Raw genomic sequence first — 16,025 nt, 5'->3', positions numbered from 1 at the left:
TGCAATCTCAGTACGGCAGGCCGGCCACGTCGAGGTCGATCGACCACAGGCTGGCCGCACCCGTGAGGAACAGCGTGCGCCGGTCGGCGCCGCCGAAGGCGGCGTTGGTGATGTTGGCATCCACGCGGATCGTGGCCAGCACCTCGCCGGCGGGCGAAAACACGCGCGCGCGCCGTTCCGCATGCTCGGTGACATAGACGTTGCCCAGGCAATCCACCGCCAGGCCATCGGCGCCGGAGACGCGGGCCAGCACGCGGCCCGCATCGGGTACGCCAGCCTTCAGCGCGTAGGCGCGCAGCACGTCGCCGTCCTCCACGGCACCGACCACGTAGAGCGTGCCGCCGTCGGGCGACAGCGCGATGCCGTTGGGGTTGCGCAGGTCGTCGGCGACCACCGTCGTGACGCCGCCGGCGTGGCGGTAGACGCGCGTCAGCGGCTGGCCGCCCGGCGCCGCCTTGCGCTGGTAGTCAGGGTCGGTGAAGTACAGCGTACCGTCGGCGGCCATCGCCAGGTCGTTGGGCGAGTTGAAGGGCTGTCCTTCGAACGAGGACACCAGTGGCGTGCGCGCGCCGCCGGGCAGCGCGATGCGCGCGACCTGCTTGCGGTCGTGGGTGGCGGCGATCAGCGCGCCGTCGTTGTCCAGCGCCAGGCCGTTGCTGCCGGAGTCGGGCACCACGGTTTCCCAGCCGTCCGGCGGCGTGAACCGGCGGATGCGCGAGGGAAACGTCCCGGCGTGCACGAAATCCGACAGGTACAGCGCCCCGTCACGCCAGACCGGGCCTTCGTAAAGACGGTCCAGATCGTCGCCCGGCTGCGCGGCAGCCACGCGCGTGGCGGTCAGTTCGCCGCGGGGCGCTTGGCCGGGCTCGGCAGGACAGGCGGGGTGAACGGCATCGGCGAAGGCCGGCGGGGCGGACAGCAGCAGGAGGGCGGACAGGGCGTGGCGGAGCGGCATGGGCGGATATCCCGGGTCAGGCGGGATGCCAGCGTACCTCGATCCGGTTGCGTCCCTTGTGCTTGGCTTCGTACAGCGCCTCGTCGGCCAGCCGCATCAGCGTGCTGTACTGCGCGTTCCGGTTGGCGGTGAACGACATGCCCAGGCTGACGGTGATGCGGAACGAAGCGCCCACCGGCGCGAATTCCATCCCCATCACCTGCTGGCGGATGCGCTCGGCCAAAGCCTGCGCGGTCTCGGCATGGGTGTCGCGCAGCACCAGCATGAATTCCTCGCCGCCCAGCCGCGCGAACAGGTCGTCGCTGCGGATGCAGCCGCGCACCACGTCGGAGAACCGCTGCAGCACTTCGTCGCCGGCATCGTGGCCGTGGTCGTCGTTGACCGTCTTGAAATGGTCCAGGTCCAGTGCGATGACCGCCAGGCCATGCTCGGCCGAACGCCACGGGCTGCGCGCGTGCAGTTCGCTGTTCAACCCGCGCCGGTTGAGCGCGCCGGTCAGCGGGTCGAACAGGGCGCTCTGCCGCAACGACTCTGCCGCGCGGAAGCTGGTCAGCATCAGCATGCAGAAGTTCATCAGGAACCAGATCGACAGGTCGGCGTTCACCCACAGCGGGTTGGGGCCGTAGCGGCCGGTCAGCGCCGCCAGCAGGTCGTTGCCGTACAGCCACAGCAGGGCGACGCAGCCCAGGATCATCAACCGCGCGGGCACGTGGTCGGGCGGATTGCGCAGCGCGAACAGGTGGCGGATGACCAGCACCAGCATGATCACTTCGGCCGCGCTCATCGCCGCGCCCTGCGCGTCCACCGTGTCGACGAACAGCCAGCCCGCCATCGAGAAGCCCATGCACAGCGGCAGCAATGCGATTTCCCACCGGTACAGCGCGCGCTGCTGGACGAACTGGATCATCGACCACGCCAGCCCCACCAGGCCGGCGCAGGCCAGCAGCCCGCCGACGCCGGCGATGCCATGGGCCAGCGTCGTGTCGCCCGCGCGCGATAGCTCCTGCGAGGTGCCGTCCAGCATGGCCGCGCCCAGCGAGTACAGGAAATGGGCCACGCCCCACATGGCGATGCCGCGCACGCCGCGCGACACCCTGCCCACGTAGTAGAAAAGGCCCAGCAGCACGGCGGCAAGCACGCAGTCGCTGAGCAGCAGGTTGTAGAAATCCGTCGTCATCGTACCCGGCCATTATGGCCATGAAGCTTCCCGTCGTCGTGTGAACGCAGAAAGCGGGGATATCCGGCAGGGCCGCGCCGACGTGGGGCATCGGCCTGAGCGGTACAGCGACGTCGATCGCGGAAATGCAGCATCCCGTGGGCCGGTGGCGCGGCGTCAGTGCCATACATCATCTGCATGCGAGAAGAAAGTCACGCGCGTGGTCGAATATGGCCCCTATCTACCACCGTTGGCACGGCTACTCGAAGAAGGTCATTTCGAGTAGTACGAACCCAATCGTACAGCGACACAGTTCGATGGTAAGAACTGCAAGACGCTCGCCGAAATAACCACATGAAGCTTGCTGTTATCGGCCAGCAGAGACTTTGGATCGTATGCAGGTTTGAACGTCGGCAACGGATGCTGAAGTAGAACCACATGTATTGCCGACATTCCATCCAGCTACGATGTCATCGTGAATCTGGAAAGTGCTGAATGGCCCGTTAGTTCCAGAAAGGAAGCGATCTTGGTCCTGGATGGTACTGCTAATCTCGGTGCCAGAAAGCTCAAGCAGCTCATAACCGTGCTTAGCAAAGAACAAATAGACCTTGTCAGTTTCGCAGCAAGGCGGGTTGAGCTCGGAGCTGAACCCGCGCACTACAAATCGGACTTCATCAGCAACATTGCCTTTGAGTACATTCTCCACTTTTACAGCGGCATACTGACTCACGCCGGCCAGATGAGGCGATGGCTCCTCCAATAAAACAGCTCTGCCGATGAAAATGGCTTCTGACGATTCAATCTTTTCATCCAAGCAAAGCTCGCGCGTTTCGCGCGCGTAAGCGGCGTCGCTACCGGTCAGAGTCAGTATGGAGAGCAAGCCAAGGTCCAGCCACCGACACATATTTCACTTCTCCTTGTGGTTTGAGTCGGGCGGAGCCAATGGCAGCCCGATTTCCCCACGAGCCTTGTTGTCGTTAGTAATAGCGTTGCCTGCAGGGTTGGGGTTCAATGCTTGAGGAATGGCGTGACCGACCATTTCGTGCATGAAGATGTCCGCCGCCTGCTCGACAATGGGGCTGCCGTTAGCACCTACCGTGCTCAATGGATTGCCTGATACTAGAGCTGCAATATCACCGTTCGGAAGAGCGCCAGTCACGCCGCCGCCATGGGCTGCATCGATACTCTGGCCGTTTATGGTCGGTTGAATGCCAACCAAGATATTAGTGGAGGACTGAATTCCTGCTTTCATTTGGGTGTTGTAATAGTCGGATTGCGGGTATGCCTGAGGTCCGTCACCAACTCGTTGCAACTCATTGTTCTTATCGAAGCGAAACTCCCCGTTAGCACGAGTGTTAACGTACTGCTCAATCTTCTGATTGTTAGCCGGGTTAATCGACCTGACAACTCGGCCATCGGGATCCGTAAAGATGTACGGGTTGTTGTTTCCATAGTAGTAACGATTGAAATTCGTTCCTGTATTTGGGTTGGCTTGGACAGGGTCGGTAGAGACAAATCGCGCTGATGCGTCGCATGCGAGCATACACAACGGGAAGGCCAATATTCTTAAAGCGATTTTATGCATCATTGCCCTCTTCGCGTTTTTTCGCGCTGAATCGATTGTAAGTAACTGGCTTCCTGCTCGGGCGTTTTTTGCACCCAGCCCAAGGCTTCGGCCTTGGAGAACCACACTAGGTTCTCCCGGCTCAAATGTTGATAGTCGGCGACCTGAGCCGGTGGAATGTTGGTTGCGTTCGGATATTTGGACACGTAGCGCTGCTGCAACTGGAGATAATAGGCATTGGCCTTCCACACCAGCGCCACCGGGTCTTTCGGATTGGCCCCCAGCGCTAGATCCGCCACGGCCATCAGCGCATCACCATCCTTTGTTGCGCCGTAGTGCTCCATCAGCGAGCTGGCGATGACGCCCATTCCCTCGCGCGGCAGCAGCGGGCGCAAGTAAAGCCCGTTCTCGATCGCTTTTTCGGTGATGCCGGTTTCGCGCTCGTAGCTGCTGTCATATTTGAAGCCGCCAGCTGTGGCTTCCACGTTCAACCACGCCTGTTGCGCGTTGTCAGCGAACTTCACCATCACGTGGTTGGGCGCGGTGACTAGCGCAACCGGAAGGCCCAACCGCTGGCCCAGAATGAGAAAAAGGATGGGCATCGACACGCAGTTGCCCTTGCGCGTGGCTAAGTAAGTGGCCAGTTGCTTGTTCTTCGGGTTCTTACCCAGTGGGTCGGTCAGATCGTAGCTGAAAGGCTTGCCTTGATTCCAAGGACCCGGCTCGTAGAGCGTCTTGAGCAGCGCATCGAGGACTTGGCGTGCCGTCGGATCCTGGGGCACGTTGCCGCGCACCGCACGCTCCCAAGCGTCCAGTTCGCGATGGACGGCGTCGTCGTCGGTGGATGGGTCGATGAGGCGATCCACCGTCAGCTTGGTGGCGGCGTAGTCCACTTGCTCTTCGGAGAGTTGGAACTGAGCGCGAAGTGGGGTGAGATCACCAGCGGCCCACACGACGGAAGCCAAAGACAACAACAGCGTGCCTAGCCCCCAAGTGGTCCAGCGGTGCAGTCGTGTCTTCATACGCTCCTTGCGCCCTCCCTGCCCTGCTGCATCCTAGTGCTGCCAGAGTGACTCTGTCCATCTGTTCTCTGGGAGGCATTTCCCACGCAGCCACTCTCCGAGGGAGGTTAGCTAAATGACCGATTCCAACAAACGGCAGCGGCAGTCAGGAACCATCTTGACCAAGCAGCCCAACACTAAAATCCGTATGCGCAAGAAAAACCCCGCCGCCGGCGGGGTTCTTCGCAGGCACGCCGGACCGCGTGGCGTCAGTCGCCCAGCGTCAGCAGCGACGCGTTGCCGCCGGCCGCGGTGGTGTTGACGGTGACGGTCTTCTCGGTGGCGAAGCGCGGCAGGTAGTGCGGGCCGCCGGCCTTGGGGCCGGTGCCGGACAGGCCCTGGCCGCCGAACGGCTGCACGCCGACCACCGCACCGATCTGGTTGCGGTTGACGTACACGTTGCCCACCTTCACCCGCGAGGCGATGCGGTCGATGGTTTCGTCGATGCGCGAATGCACGCCCAGGGTCAGGCCGTAGCCGGTGGCGTTGATCGCGTCGATCACCTGGTCCAGCTGGTCGGCCTTCCAGCGCACCACGTGCAGCGCCGGCCCGAAGACCTCCTTGTGCAACGGGTCCAGCGACTTCAGCTCCCACGCGCGCGGGGCGAAGAAAGTGCCGTGCGCCGTGCTCTCGTCCACGTTGGCCTGCTTGATCAGGCGCGCTTCCTTCGCCATGCGGGCGGCGTGGTCGTCGAGCAGCTTCAGCGCGTCGGCATCGATCACCGGGCCGACGTCGGTGGACAGCAGGCCCGGGTCGCCGATCTTCAGTTCGTCCATCGCGCCGGCCAGCATCGTCATCACCTTGTCGGCGATGTCGTCCTGCACGAACAGCACGCGCGCGGCCGAGCAGCGCTGGCCGGCGGAGGTGAAGGCCGAACCGATGGCGTCCTTCACCAGTTGTTCCGGCAGCGCCGAGGAGTCGGCGATGAAGGCGTTCTGGCCGCCGGTCTCGGCGATCAGCGTGGCGATGGGGCCGGCCTCGCGGCCGGCCAGCGCGCGGTTGATCGCGCGCGCGGTGTCGGTGGAGCCGGTGAAGGCCACGCCGGCCACGCGCGGGTCCTTCGTCAGCGCGACGCCGACGGTGGCGCCGTCGCCGGGCAGGAACTGCAGCACCGCTTCCGGCACGCCGGCCTCGTGCAGCAGCTTGACCGCGTGGTAGCCGACCAGGTTGGTCTGCTCGGCCGGCTTGGCGATCACGCTGTTGCCGGCGGCCAGCGCGGCGCCGACCTGGCCCAGGAAGATCGCCAGCGGGAAGTTCCACGGGCTGATGCAGACGAACACGCCGCGGCCCTGCAACTGCAACTGGTTGGATTCGCCGGTCGGGCCGGGCAGGTGTTCCGGCGCGCCGAACTGCGCGCGCGCCTGCGCGGCGTAGTAGCGCAGGAAATCCACCGCCTCGCGCACTTCGGCCACGCTGTCGGGGATGGTCTTGCCGGCTTCCTTCACGCACAGCGCGATGTACTCCGGCAGGCGCGCTTCCAGCAGGTTGGCGGCGTGTTCCAGGATGGCGGCGCGGCTGGCGGCCGGCGTGCGGTCCCAGGCCGGCTGCGCGGCCACCGCGTTGCCCAGCGCCTTCTCCACCGTGCCGCCGTCGGCCGGCTGCCACTCGCCGACGGTCTGGCGACGATCCGCTGGGTTGGTCACCGGCAACGCGGCGCCGGCCACCACCGCGCCCGGCACCAGCGGCGCGGCGCGCCATGGCTTGACGGCGGCATTGACGCGCTCGGCCAGCGCGCGCAGGTCGTTGTCGTTGGCGAGGTTGGCGCCCATGGAGTTGTTCCTGTCAGAAGAGGCGATGGGAGCCGGCTGGCTCCGGAAAAGATCGACCGGCAGCGGGATGCGCGGGTGCGGGATGGACTCGAATTCGGATACGGTCCGTACCGGGTCGCGGATCAGCTCCTCGATGGCCACGTTCTCGTCGGTGATGCGGTTGACGAAGCTGGAGTTGGCGCCGTTCTCCAGCAGGCGGCGCACCAGGTAGGGCAGCAGGTCCTCGTGCGAGCCGACCGGCGCGTAGACGCGGCAGGGCACGTCCAGGCGGTCGGCCGGGATCACTTCGGCGTACAGGTCGTCGCCCATGCCGTGCAGTTTCTGGTGCTCGTACGGCCGGCCCTGCGCGATCGAGCGGATCGCGGCGATGGTCTGCGCGTTGTGGGTGGCGAACATCGGGTACAGCGCGTCGCCGTTGTCGAACATCCGGCGCGCGTTGGCCAGGTAGGAGACGTCGGTGTTCGGTTTGCGGGTGAACACCGGGTAGCCCGGATGGCCGTCGACCTGCGCGCGCTTCACTTCCGCGTCCCAGTACGCGCCCTTGACCAGGCGCACCGGCATGCGGCGGCCGACGCGGCGGGCCAGGTCGGCCAGGAAGTCGATCACGTACGGGGTGCGCTTCTGGTAGGCCTGCACGGCCAGGCCGTAGCCTTCCCAGCCGTCCAGCGACGGGTCGGAGAAGGTCTTCGCGATCAGGTCCAGCGACAGTTCCAGCCGGTCGGCTTCCTCGGCGTCGATGGTGAAGCCGATGCCGTAGGACCTGGCCAGCTGCGCCAGCTCCAGGATGCCCGGCGCCAGTTCCGCCATCACCCGCGCGCGCTTGGCGTGCTCGTAGCGCGGATGCAGCGCCGACAGCTTGATCGAGATGCTGGGGGCGGCGAAGACGTCGTCGAACGGACCGGTGCGGCCGATCGCGTGGATCGCCTTGCGGTAGGCGTCCAGGTAGCGCGCCGCGTCCCCGGCGGTCAGCGCGCCTTCGCCCAGCATGTCGAAGGAATAGCGGTAGTCCGCATTGCCGCCCTTGCGGCTGCGCGACAGCGCCTCGTCGATGGTCCGGCCCATCACGAACTGGTGGCCCATGATGCGCATGGCCTGGCGCACGGCCAGGCGGACCACCGGCTCGCCGACGCGGCCGACCAGGCGCTTGAAGGCGCCCGGCACGTCGGCCCGGGTCAGGTCGTTCAGATTGACCAGCCGGCCGGTCAGCATCAGGCCCCAGGTGGAGGCGTTGACCAGCACCGAATCGCTCTGGCCCAGGTGCCTTTCCCAGTCCGCGTCGCCCAGCTTGTCGCGGATCAGCTTGTCGGCGGTGTCCTGGTCGGGGATGCGCAGCAGGGCCTCGGCCACGCACATCAGCAGCACGCCTTCCTCGCTGCCCAGGTCGTACTGGCGCATGAAGGCCTCGATGGCGCCCTGGTCCTGCGCGCGGGCGCGGACCCGCTTCACCAGGTCGGTGGCCAGCCGCTGGGCGCGGATCTGCTCGTCGTCGGGCAGGCGGGCCAAGGCGAGCATTTCGCGCACGTGTTCAGTTTCGTCGCGCAGCCAGGCCGCGGTGATGGCGGCGCGCAGCGCGGCCGGCGGGGCGGGCAGTTCGGGGGAGATGATGCGGCCCGGGAGAGCCCCGGAAGCCTGATCTGCGAGGGTGTGCGGGTGGGTCGTCATGGCTGCCCGGAGGCCAGGGGAAGCCCGATAGTGTAGGCCTTCGCGCTGCCCGCGAGAACGCACGAAGCTTGCCGCGATGCGGTACGGGGGGCTACCATTTAGCGGTTTTCCGCGGCCTCCCCGGTGTGGCTGGCGACATGATCGAAGTGGTTCCGTCATTGTGGGACGGGCAAGGCGCGCGGCTCCGGCTGCGACCGCCCCGTGCGCTGACGCGCCGCCAGTTCGTGATGCTGTTCGCCGCGCTGTCGGGGGCGATGTGGGTCGTCGCCATGCTGGGCTGGTGGGGAGGCAATGCCTTCGCCCCGGCGTTCGCATTGCTGCACTCGGCCATCGTGGCCGCGGCGCTCAGGGCGCTGTGGCGCAGCGGCGAGCGGAGCGAGGACATCACCATCGGTCCGGAGGTGGTGGAAGTGAACACGCCCCAGGCCGGGGCGGTGTTCCGGGCGCATCCCTACTGGGTGCGCCTGAGTGTCGAGCAGGATGGCGAAAGGATTTCGCTGGCCTCCAGCGGCAAGCGGGTCCAGGTGGGCAACTTCCTGGGACCGGCCGAGCGGCGGGAGCTGGCGGGCAAGTTGCAGGATTTACTGGCGGCCGCGAGCGGCCGCAACCGATGACGCATTGGGGTCTAGGCAATGACGCAAGTGAATGGGATGTGGAAGCGTTTGACGACGGCGTGCATGCTGCTGGCGATGCCGGCGCTGGCCTGGGCGCAGTCGGCGGACCCGAAGCCGTGGCAGCTGAACATGGGCAAGGGCGTCACCGCGTCCTCGCAGCACGCCTACGACGCGCACATGGTGGCGCTGTGGGTCTGCATCGTGATCGGCATCATCGTGTTCGGCGCGATGGGCTATGCGATGTTCAAGTTCCGCCACTCCAAGGGCGCGGTGCCGGCGCAGTTCAGCCACAACACCACGGCCGAGATCATCTGGACCGTCATCCCGGTGCTGATCCTGGTGGTCATGGCCTGGCCGGCGACCGCCAAGCTGATCGCCATGTACGACACCCGCAACGCCGAGATGACCGTCAAGGTCACCGGCTTCCAGTGGATGTGGAAGTACGAGTACCTGGGCGAGAACGTCGAGTTCACCAGCCGCCTGGACCGCGAGTCCGACCGCCTGCGCCAGAACAGGAACACCACCCGGGCCGAGATCGCCGCGCATCCGCACTACCTGCTTGACGTGGACAACCCGCTCGTCCTGCCCACCGACACCAAGATCCGCTTCGTGATCACCGCCGACGACGTGATCCACGCGTGGTGGGTGCCGGCGCTGGGCTGGAAGCAGGACGCCATCCCGGGCATCGTCAACGAGGCCTGGACCGAGATCAAGGAGCCGGGCGTCTACCGCGGCCAGTGCGCCGAGCTGTGCGGCAAGGACCATGGCTTCATGCCCATCGTGGTGAAGGCCGTGCCTAAGGAAGAGTTCCAGCAGTGGCTGGCGGCGCGCAAGCCCGCGCCGGCCGCCGAACCGGCGCCCACCACCGAAGCCGCGCCGGTCGAGGGCGAAGCCGCCCCGCTCCAGGACGCCACCCCCTCCAGCGAAACGGCCGCGCCTCCGGCGCAGGCCTGATCGTCCGCATCAGCTGCAAGAGAATACGAACATGGCCCATACCGCAGTCGATCATCACGACGATCACCACGGTCACCAGCAGAGCTTCATCGAGCGTTGGTTCTTTTCGACCAACCACAAGGACATCGGTACCCTGTACCTGCTGTTCTCGTTCGTGATGTTCATCATCGGCGCCGGCATGTCGGTGGTCATCCGCGCCGAGCTGATGACCCCGGGCCTGCAGCTGGTCAGCCCCGAGTTCTTCAACCAGATGACATCGGTACATGCGCTGGTGATGATCTTCGGCGGCGTGATGCCGGCGTTCGTCGGCCTGGCCAACTGGATGATCCCGCTGCAGATCGGCGCGCCGGACATGGCGCTGCCGCGCATGAACAACTGGTCGTTCTGGATCCTGCCGTTCGCCTTCACGCTGCTGCTGATGACCCTGTTCCTGCCGGGCGGCGCGCCGGCCGGCGGCTGGACCCTGTATCCGCCGCTGTCGCTGCAGGGCGGCTACAACGTGGCCTTCACCATCTTCGCCATCCACATGATGGGCGTCAGCTCCATCATGGGCGCGATCAACGTGATCGCCACCATCCTCAACATGCGCGCGCCGGGCATCGACCTGCTGAAGATGCCGATCTTCTGCTGGACCTGGCTGATCACCGCGTTCCTGCTGATCGCGGTGATGCCGGTGCTGGCCGGCGCGGTGACCATGTTGCTGACCGACAAGTTCTTCGGCACCAGCTTCTTCAACGCCGCCGGCGGCGGCGACCCGGTGATGTACCAGCACATCTTCTGGTTCTTCGGCCATCCCGAGGTCTACATCATGATCCTGCCGGCGTTCGGCGTGGTGTCGGAAATCATCCCGACCTTCAGCCGCAAGCCGCTGTTCGGCTACCAGGCCATGGTGTACGCCACCGCGTCGATCGCGTTCCTGTCGTTCATCGTGTGGGCGCACCACATGTTCACGGTGGGCATGCCGCTGGGCGGCGAGATCTACTTCATGTTCGCCACCATGCTGATCGCCATCCCGACCGGCGTGAAGGTGTTCAACTGGGTCAGCACGATGTGGAAGGGCTCGCTGTCCTTCGAGACGCCGATGCTGTGGGCGGTGGGCTTCGTCATCCTGTTCACCATCGGCGGCTTCTCCGGCCTGATGCTGGCCATCGTGCCGGCGGACTTCCAGTACCACGACACCTACTTCGTGGTGGCGCACTTCCACTACGTGCTGGTGACCGGCGCGCTGTTCTCCATCATCGCCGCCACCTATTACTGGTGGCCGAAGTGGACCGGCCGCATGTACAGCGAGTTCTGGGGCAAGTTCCATTTCTGGTGGACCATCGTGTTCGTCAACCTGCTGTTCTTCCCGCAGCACTTCCTGGGCCTGGCCGGCATGCCGCGCCGCATCCCGGACTACAACCCGGTGTTCGCGGACTGGAATCTGGTCAGCTCGATCGGCGCGTTCGGCATGTTCCTGACGCCGTTCATGATGGCGGCCATCCTGTGGAGCTCGCTGCGCAGCGGCAAGAAGGCCGACGCGCGCGCCTGGGAAAACGCCAAGGGCCTGGAGTGGACCGTGCCGTCGCCGGCGCCGCACCACACCTTCAGCACTCCGCCGGTCATCAAGGACGGCGACCTGGCGCACGGCGACGTGACGCACTGAGACGGATGAACCGTTGAACGCCATGGACACGCCCGCACTCCCGCCCGAGGAAATCGCGCGCCGCCGCAAGGCGGTGCTGCGCACGGTATGGGTGGCGGGCGGCATCGCCTTCGCGATCTTCGTGGCCTTCATCGGCCGCGCGGTGCTGAGCGCATGAGCGCGGCCAGGTCCAACTCGGCCGGGCTGTTCAAGCTGGTGGGCGTGGCGCTGGCCGTGTTCGTGCTGACGTTCTCGCTGGTGCCGCTGTACCGCATCGCCTGCGAAAAGGTCTTCGGCATCCGCCTGGAGCAGGGCCCCGGCCAGGCGTCGCTGTCGGCCGCCAGGGCCGAGCGCACCGTCACCGTGCAGTTCGACGGCGGCGTGAATTCCAAGTTGCCATGGGCGTTCCACCCGGAGCAGCTGACCATGGACGTGGTGCCCGGCGAGCTGTACGAGGCCAAGTACTACGCCCGTAACCGAAGCGAAAAAGCCATCGTGGGCAGCGCGGTGCCGTCGGTGGCGCCGGCGCGCGCGTCGGGCTACTTCACCAAGACCGAGTGCTTCTGCTTCACCGCCCAGACCCTGCAGGCCGGCGAGAGCCGCGACATGCCGGTCCGCTTCATCGTGGACCCGGACCTGCCGGCGGACGTGAAGACGATCACGCTGTCCTATACCTTCTTCAAGAACGATGCACTGACCGCGCAGATCGGCACGGGCAATGCGTCGACCTCGCCGCTCGCGGCACCCTGATCACGTCTTAGCAACCGGAAGCAACGCCATGGCACAAGCCGAATCGCCAGACGCCAACATCTATTTCGTGCCGCACCACAGCAAGTGGCCGTTCGTGGGCTCCGTCTCCATGTTCGTGACCATGCTGGGCGTGGCCAGCTGGCTGAACGACCTGTCGTGGGGCATGTGGGTGTTCTACGCCGGCGTGGTGATGCTGTGCGCCACGCTGTTCATGTGGTTCGGCGACGTCATCCGCGAATCGGTGGCCGGTCACTACAACCGCCAGGTGGACGTGTCGTTCCGCATGGGCATGGTGTGGTTCATCTTCTCGGAAGTGATGTTCTTCGCCGCCTTCTTCGGCGCCCTGTTCTACGCGCGCACGCTGGCGTTGCCTTGGCTGGGCGGCGAAGGCGACGGCGTGATGACCAACAGCCTGCTGTGGGAAGGCTTCAGCGCGGCGTGGCCGAGTGCGGGCCCGGGCCAGGTGGGCGGCCAGTTCCAGACCATCCCGGCCTGGGGCCTGCCGCTGCTCAACACGCTGATCCTGCTGACCTCCGGCATCACCATCACCATCGCGCACCACGCGCTGAAGGCCGGCAACCGCAAGCAGCTGCTGATCTGGCTGGGCGCCACCGTGCTGCTGGGCTGCACGTTCCTGTTCTTCCAGGCCGAGGAATACGTCCACGCCTACAAGGAACTGAACCTGACGCTGGGCTCGGGCATCTACGGCTCCACGTTCTTCATGCTGACCGGCTTCCACGGCCTGCACGTGACGCTGGGCACGATCATGCTGCTGATCATCTGGTTCCGCTGCGCCAAGGGCCACTTCACCAAGGACAACCACTTCGGCTTCGAGGCCGTGGCGTGGTACTGGCACTTCGTGGACGTGGTGTGGCTGGGTTTGTTCCTGTTCGTCTACGTGCTGTAAGAGTCGGGATTGGCGATTCGGGATTCGCAACAGCGAACTCCGGTTTCAGCAGAGAGCGACGGAAGCCCGTCGCTTTTTGCTTTTACGGCCGTCAACGGCCGAATGGCCGGTCATCCCCAATTCCGAATCACCAATCCCGGCTTCAACCAGGATTGACGCCGTGCGGCGTGATCCACCCCATCCAGATGGCCAGCACCACCAGCAGGATCAGCGCCACCGACAGGCCGATGCGGCGCGTCAGCGCGTTCACGGTGCGCTTGCTTTCGCCCTTGTCCACCAGCAGGTAGTACAGGCCTGCGCCCAGGTTCCACAGGATCAATGCGAGGAAGGCGATGACCAGCAGTGTTTTCAGCGAATCGTTCATGGCGCCCTCGACGGGACCGGGAAGTGCGAGGGGCGCATTATCGCAGCGCCGGGGTGAATGCACGGGCGCTGCGACGAAAGGACGCAGTCGGTGAACCGTCGGCGCATGCCGCTGGCGTTGGGCTGGACGCTGGCCGTGCTGGCCATGGCGCTGTTCTGCAGCCTGGGCATGTGGCAGTGGGGACGCGCGCAGCAGAAAGAGGCCATGCTGGCCGCCACCGCCAAGGTGATGGCCGAACGCAGGCCCCAGCCGTTGTCCGTCGCGGCGGACGCATCGCGCGCGCGCGACTACGACTGGAGCGCGGGCGAGGGGGAATTCCTTCCCGGTCCGGCGGTACTGCTGGACAACCAGGTCCGCGAACGGCAGTCCGGCGTGCGGGCGTATCGCGTGTTCCAGCCCGCGGGCGGCGGCATGCCGCTGCTGGTGGAACTGGGCTGGCTGCCGATCCCCGGCGACCGCCGCCTGCCCGACATCGCCTTGCCGGCCGGTACGCAGCGCCTCGCCGGCCTGCTGGCGCCGCCGCCGTCCGGCGGCATCGCAGGTCCCGGCATCAGTCCGCAACCCTCCGGCGATCTGCTGGCGATCGGCCTGCAGGCCGATGCGCTGGCCGAAGCGCTGCGACTGCCCGCGCTGGCGCCGCGTGTCCTGAAGCTGGATCCGGCGCTGCCGCTGGGCTATCCGCGCGACCTGGACATCCTGCCCAACACGCTGCCGCCGGAACGGCACATCGGCTACGCGGTGCAGTGGTTCGGACTGGCCGCGGCGATGCTGGCGATGGCGCTGGTGCTGACCTGGCATTCGCGGCGCAAGGCGCGGCAGGGGCATTGAACGCCCAGCCATGAGAAAATGAGGGCATGGACCCAAGACCTTTCGATCCCGCGCAGCGGCGTCGCGGACGGTGGATGCTGGTCGGCCTGTTCGCCCTGTTCTTCGGCACGGTGTTCGGTGCCGGCGTGCTGCGCTTCTCCGGCTGGCAACCCGCCGCCCACAAGAACCACGGCCAGATGCTGCAGCCGCCCGCGGACGCCCGCGCCATCGTGCCGGAACTCGAAGACGGCGGCGACTACCCGTGGAATCCCGGCGAGCGCACCTGGCGCATCGTCGTGGCGCCGGCCGCCGATTGCGCGGCGCCCTGCGCGAAACTCGCGCAGGACCTGGACAAGGTGTGGCGGCTGTTCGGCCACAATGCCGACCAGGTCGAGATCCTGTGGATCGGCGCCTATCCTGCCGATGCGCCGAAGCCGGCGTCGCTGCGGATCGTGCGCGCCGATTCGCCGCTGCGCGCGGCGCTGCCGCAGGTCGACGATCCCGCCGGCGTGCCGGTGTACGTGATCGATCCGCATGGTTTCGTGATCCTGCGCTATGCCCCCGGCTTCGACCCGGGCGGCCTGCGCACCGACGTCGCCAAGCTGCTCAAGCTGATCTGAGCGCCAGCCAGAATTTTCCAAGATGATGAATGCCGTTCCGCGCCCCGCGATCGACCGTCCCGCTGCCCACAGGCCGGCTGTCTATAGGCCCGCTGTCTATAAGCATTTCCACCGCATCGCCTGGCTGGCGGTCGCGTTGACGCTGTGCGTGGTCGTGTTCGGCGCGTTCGTGCGCCTGTCCGACGCCGGCCTGAGTTGCCCGGACTGGCCCACCTGCTACGGTCGCGCCGCGTGGCCGAAGGCGCTGGACGAAGCCGCCGCGCACGTGGCCAGCGACATCCGCCCGTTCGAGACGCACAAGGCGTGGCGCGAACAGGTGCATCGCCACCTCGCCGCCTCGCTGGGCGTGCTGGTGCTGCTGCTGGCGTTGCTGGCCGCGCGCCGCCGCCGCTGGGGCATCGCGCAGATCCTGGCCGCTTCGCTGCTGGTGGGCGCGGCGATCCCGATGTACATGCATGGCGAGCACGCCGCGGCGTCCGCGCTGGCGATCCTGGGCGAAACGATCCTGCTGTTCGCGGCGCTGCGCTGGTCCAACATCGATCTCTCTCGCGCCGCCGCGCTGACGCTGGCGGTGATCATCTTCCAGGCGCTGCTGGGCATGTGGACGGTGACGTGGCTGTTGAAGCCCATCGTGGTGATGGGCCACCTGCTGGGCGGCCTGACCACGTTCTCGCTGCTGGTGTGGATGGCGTGGCGCGCGACCGACCGGCCGATCACCCTGGTCGACGCCACCGTGCTGCGCCGCTGGCTGATCGGCGGCCTGGCGCTGCTGGGCGTGCAGATCGCGCTGGGCGGCTGGGTCAGCGCGAACTACGCGGCGCTGGCCTGCGGGCTGGATTTCCCCAAGTGCGTGGGCCAGTGGTGGCCGCCGGCGGATTTCCAGCAGGGCTTCGTGCTGTGGCGCGGCATCGGCGTGGACTACGAAGGGGGCGTGCTGGACGGCGCTTCGCGCATCGCCATCCAGATGAGCCACCGCATCGTCGCCGTGGTGCTGGCGCTGTACCTGCTGGCGCTGGCCGTGCGCCTGTTCCGCACGCCGGGCATGCGCGGCTGGGCGACCGTGCTGGTGCTGCTGGTGGCGGCGCAGGTCACGCTGGGCATCCTCAACGTCAAGCTCAACCTGCCGCTGCCGGTCGCGGTGGCGCACAACGGCGGCGCCGTGCTGCTGCTGTTCACGCTGGTTTCGCTGACCGCGCGCCTGCGCAGGCCGGACTGAGC

General features: G+C 66.4%; 16 protein-coding genes. 9 read left to right on the top strand and 7 right to left on the bottom strand.

Going from position 1 to position 16,025, the window contains the following annotated elements:
* Positions 1-7: 7 nt before the first annotated feature.
* From AAD027_RS02710 to putA, 6 genes are all read right to left on the bottom strand, one after another.
* On the bottom strand, positions 8-955 hold the full coding sequence (locus AAD027_RS02710) for an SMP-30/gluconolactonase/LRE family protein (protein ID WP_341724462.1): 948 nt from the start codon (positions 953-955) through the stop codon (positions 8-10).
* A 16-nt stretch (positions 956-971) separates the two neighbouring features.
* Complete coding sequence (locus AAD027_RS02705) at positions 972-2,132, bottom strand: GGDEF domain-containing protein (RefSeq protein WP_341724461.1); 1,161 nt, start codon at positions 2,130-2,132, stop codon at positions 972-974.
* Positions 2,133-2,478: 346 nt separating this feature from the next.
* Positions 2,479-3,015 carry a hypothetical protein gene (locus tag AAD027_RS02700; RefSeq protein ID WP_341724460.1) on the bottom strand — a complete coding sequence of 179 codons (537 nt, stop codon included), beginning with the start codon at positions 3,013-3,015 and terminating at the stop codon, positions 2,479-2,481.
* A 3-nt stretch (positions 3,016-3,018) separates the two neighbouring features.
* Positions 3,019-3,699: an RHS repeat-associated core domain-containing protein gene (locus AAD027_RS02695; protein WP_341724459.1), complete on the bottom strand. Its 681-nt coding sequence runs from the start codon at positions 3,697-3,699 to the stop codon at positions 3,019-3,021.
* The gene (locus AAD027_RS02690) at positions 3,696-4,697 is read right to left on the bottom strand and encodes a transglutaminase family protein (protein ID WP_341724458.1); all 1,002 of its coding nucleotides are present in this window, start codon (positions 4,695-4,697) and stop codon (positions 3,696-3,698) included. Before AAD027_RS02690 ends, AAD027_RS02695 begins: the two co-directional genes overlap by 4 nt.
* Before the next feature lie 248 nt (positions 4,698-4,945).
* Positions 4,946-8,167 carry a bifunctional proline dehydrogenase/L-glutamate gamma-semialdehyde dehydrogenase PutA gene (gene putA / locus AAD027_RS02685; protein ID WP_341724457.1) on the bottom strand — a complete coding sequence of 1,074 codons (3,222 nt, stop codon included), beginning with the start codon at positions 8,165-8,167 and terminating at the stop codon, positions 4,946-4,948.
* A gap of 137 nt (positions 8,168-8,304) precedes the next feature.
* On the opposite strand from putA, the gene AAD027_RS02680 reads away from it, so the two are divergent.
* From AAD027_RS02680 to AAD027_RS02655, 6 genes are read left to right on the top strand one after another with little or no spacing between them, the layout of a single operon-like run.
* Positions 8,305-8,781, top strand: coding sequence for a DUF2244 domain-containing protein (locus AAD027_RS02680; protein WP_341724456.1), 477 nt, complete (start codon positions 8,305-8,307; stop codon positions 8,779-8,781).
* A gap of 18 nt (positions 8,782-8,799) precedes the next feature.
* A complete protein-coding gene (coxB, locus tag AAD027_RS02675) occupies positions 8,800-9,735 on the top strand; it encodes a cytochrome c oxidase subunit II (protein ID WP_341724455.1) in 936 nt (311 codons plus the stop codon).
* A gap of 31 nt (positions 9,736-9,766) precedes the next feature.
* The gene (gene ctaD, locus AAD027_RS02670) at positions 9,767-11,380 is read left to right on the top strand and encodes a cytochrome c oxidase subunit I (RefSeq protein ID WP_341724454.1); all 1,614 of its coding nucleotides are present in this window, start codon (positions 9,767-9,769) and stop codon (positions 11,378-11,380) included.
* A gap of 13 nt (positions 11,381-11,393) precedes the next feature.
* Complete coding sequence (locus AAD027_RS02665) at positions 11,394-11,537, top strand: hypothetical protein (RefSeq protein WP_341724748.1); 144 nt, start codon at positions 11,394-11,396, stop codon at positions 11,535-11,537.
* A complete protein-coding gene (locus AAD027_RS02660; RefSeq protein ID WP_341724453.1) occupies positions 11,534-12,109 on the top strand; it encodes a cytochrome c oxidase assembly protein in 576 nt (191 codons plus the stop codon). The genes AAD027_RS02665 and AAD027_RS02660 overlap by 4 nt, the downstream gene beginning before the upstream one ends.
* 28 nt (positions 12,110-12,137) lie before the next feature.
* On the top strand, positions 12,138-13,016 hold the full coding sequence (locus AAD027_RS02655; protein ID WP_341724452.1) for a cytochrome c oxidase subunit 3: 879 nt from the start codon (positions 12,138-12,140) through the stop codon (positions 13,014-13,016).
* 142 nt (positions 13,017-13,158) lie between these two features.
* On the opposite strand, the gene AAD027_RS02650 is transcribed toward AAD027_RS02655, so the two are convergent.
* Positions 13,159-13,380 (bottom strand): twin transmembrane helix small protein, encoded by a 222-nt coding sequence (locus AAD027_RS02650; protein WP_341724451.1) that lies wholly within the window; start codon positions 13,378-13,380, stop codon positions 13,159-13,161.
* Positions 13,381-13,485: 105 nt separating this feature from the next.
* Between AAD027_RS02650 and AAD027_RS02645 the strand changes: the two genes are divergently transcribed.
* The 3 genes from AAD027_RS02645 to AAD027_RS02635 are packed head-to-tail and all read left to right on the top strand — an operon-like array spanning position 13,486 to position 16,023.
* Complete coding sequence (locus tag AAD027_RS02645) at positions 13,486-14,208, top strand: SURF1 family protein (protein WP_341724737.1); 723 nt, start codon at positions 13,486-13,488, stop codon at positions 14,206-14,208.
* A gap of 26 nt (positions 14,209-14,234) precedes the next feature.
* Positions 14,235-14,807 carry a hypothetical protein gene (locus AAD027_RS02640; protein WP_341724450.1) on the top strand — a complete coding sequence of 191 codons (573 nt, stop codon included), beginning with the start codon at positions 14,235-14,237 and terminating at the stop codon, positions 14,805-14,807.
* 25 nt (positions 14,808-14,832) lie between these two features.
* Positions 14,833-16,023: a COX15/CtaA family protein gene (locus AAD027_RS02635; RefSeq protein ID WP_341724449.1), complete on the top strand. Its 1,191-nt coding sequence runs from the start codon at positions 14,833-14,835 to the stop codon at positions 16,021-16,023.
* The last annotated feature ends 2 nt before the right edge of the window (positions 16,024-16,025 follow it).

It is taken from the genome of Pseudoxanthomonas putridarboris (assembly GCF_038321125.1).
GTDB lineage: Bacteria > Pseudomonadota > Gammaproteobacteria > Xanthomonadales > Xanthomonadaceae > Pseudoxanthomonas_A > Pseudoxanthomonas_A putridarboris.
Note: the sequence above shows the minus strand (reverse complement) of the source record. Positions and strands in the feature narration are given on the sequence as shown.

Bases quoted from the DNA above. Each gene is read 5' to 3' on its own strand.
- coxB (WP_341724455.1), top strand. From the start codon at position 8,800: ATGACGCAAGTGAATGGGATGTGGAAGCGTTTGACGACGGCGTGCATG.
- AAD027_RS02640 (WP_341724450.1), top strand. From the start codon at position 14,235: ATGGACCCAAGACCTTTCGATCCCGCGCAGCGGCGTCGCGGACGGTGG.
- ctaD (WP_341724454.1), top strand. From the start codon at position 9,767: ATGGCCCATACCGCAGTCGATCATCACGACGATCACCACGGTCACCAG.
- AAD027_RS02660 (WP_341724453.1), top strand. From the start codon at position 11,534: ATGAGCGCGGCCAGGTCCAACTCGGCCGGGCTGTTCAAGCTGGTGGGC.
- AAD027_RS02650 (WP_341724451.1), bottom strand. From the start codon at position 13,380: ATGAACGATTCGCTGAAAACACTGCTGGTCATCGCCTTCCTCGCATTG.
- AAD027_RS02680 (WP_341724456.1), top strand. From the start codon at position 8,305: ATGATCGAAGTGGTTCCGTCATTGTGGGACGGGCAAGGCGCGCGGCTC.
- AAD027_RS02645 (WP_341724737.1), top strand. From the start codon at position 13,486: ATGCCGCTGGCGTTGGGCTGGACGCTGGCCGTGCTGGCCATGGCGCTG.
- AAD027_RS02655 (WP_341724452.1), top strand. From the start codon at position 12,138: ATGGCACAAGCCGAATCGCCAGACGCCAACATCTATTTCGTGCCGCAC.
- AAD027_RS02710 (WP_341724462.1), bottom strand. From the start codon at position 955: ATGCCGCTCCGCCACGCCCTGTCCGCCCTCCTGCTGCTGTCCGCCCCG.
- AAD027_RS02705 (WP_341724461.1), bottom strand. From the start codon at position 2,132: ATGACGACGGATTTCTACAACCTGCTGCTCAGCGACTGCGTGCTTGCC.
- putA (WP_341724457.1), bottom strand. From the start codon at position 8,167: ATGACGACCCACCCGCACACCCTCGCAGATCAGGCTTCCGGGGCTCTC.
- AAD027_RS02690 (WP_341724458.1), bottom strand. From the start codon at position 4,697: ATGAAGACACGACTGCACCGCTGGACCACTTGGGGGCTAGGCACGCTG.
- AAD027_RS02695 (WP_341724459.1), bottom strand. From the start codon at position 3,699: ATGATGCATAAAATCGCTTTAAGAATATTGGCCTTCCCGTTGTGTATG.
- AAD027_RS02700 (WP_341724460.1), bottom strand. From the start codon at position 3,015: ATGTGTCGGTGGCTGGACCTTGGCTTGCTCTCCATACTGACTCTGACC.
- AAD027_RS02635 (WP_341724449.1), top strand. From the start codon at position 14,833: ATGAATGCCGTTCCGCGCCCCGCGATCGACCGTCCCGCTGCCCACAGG.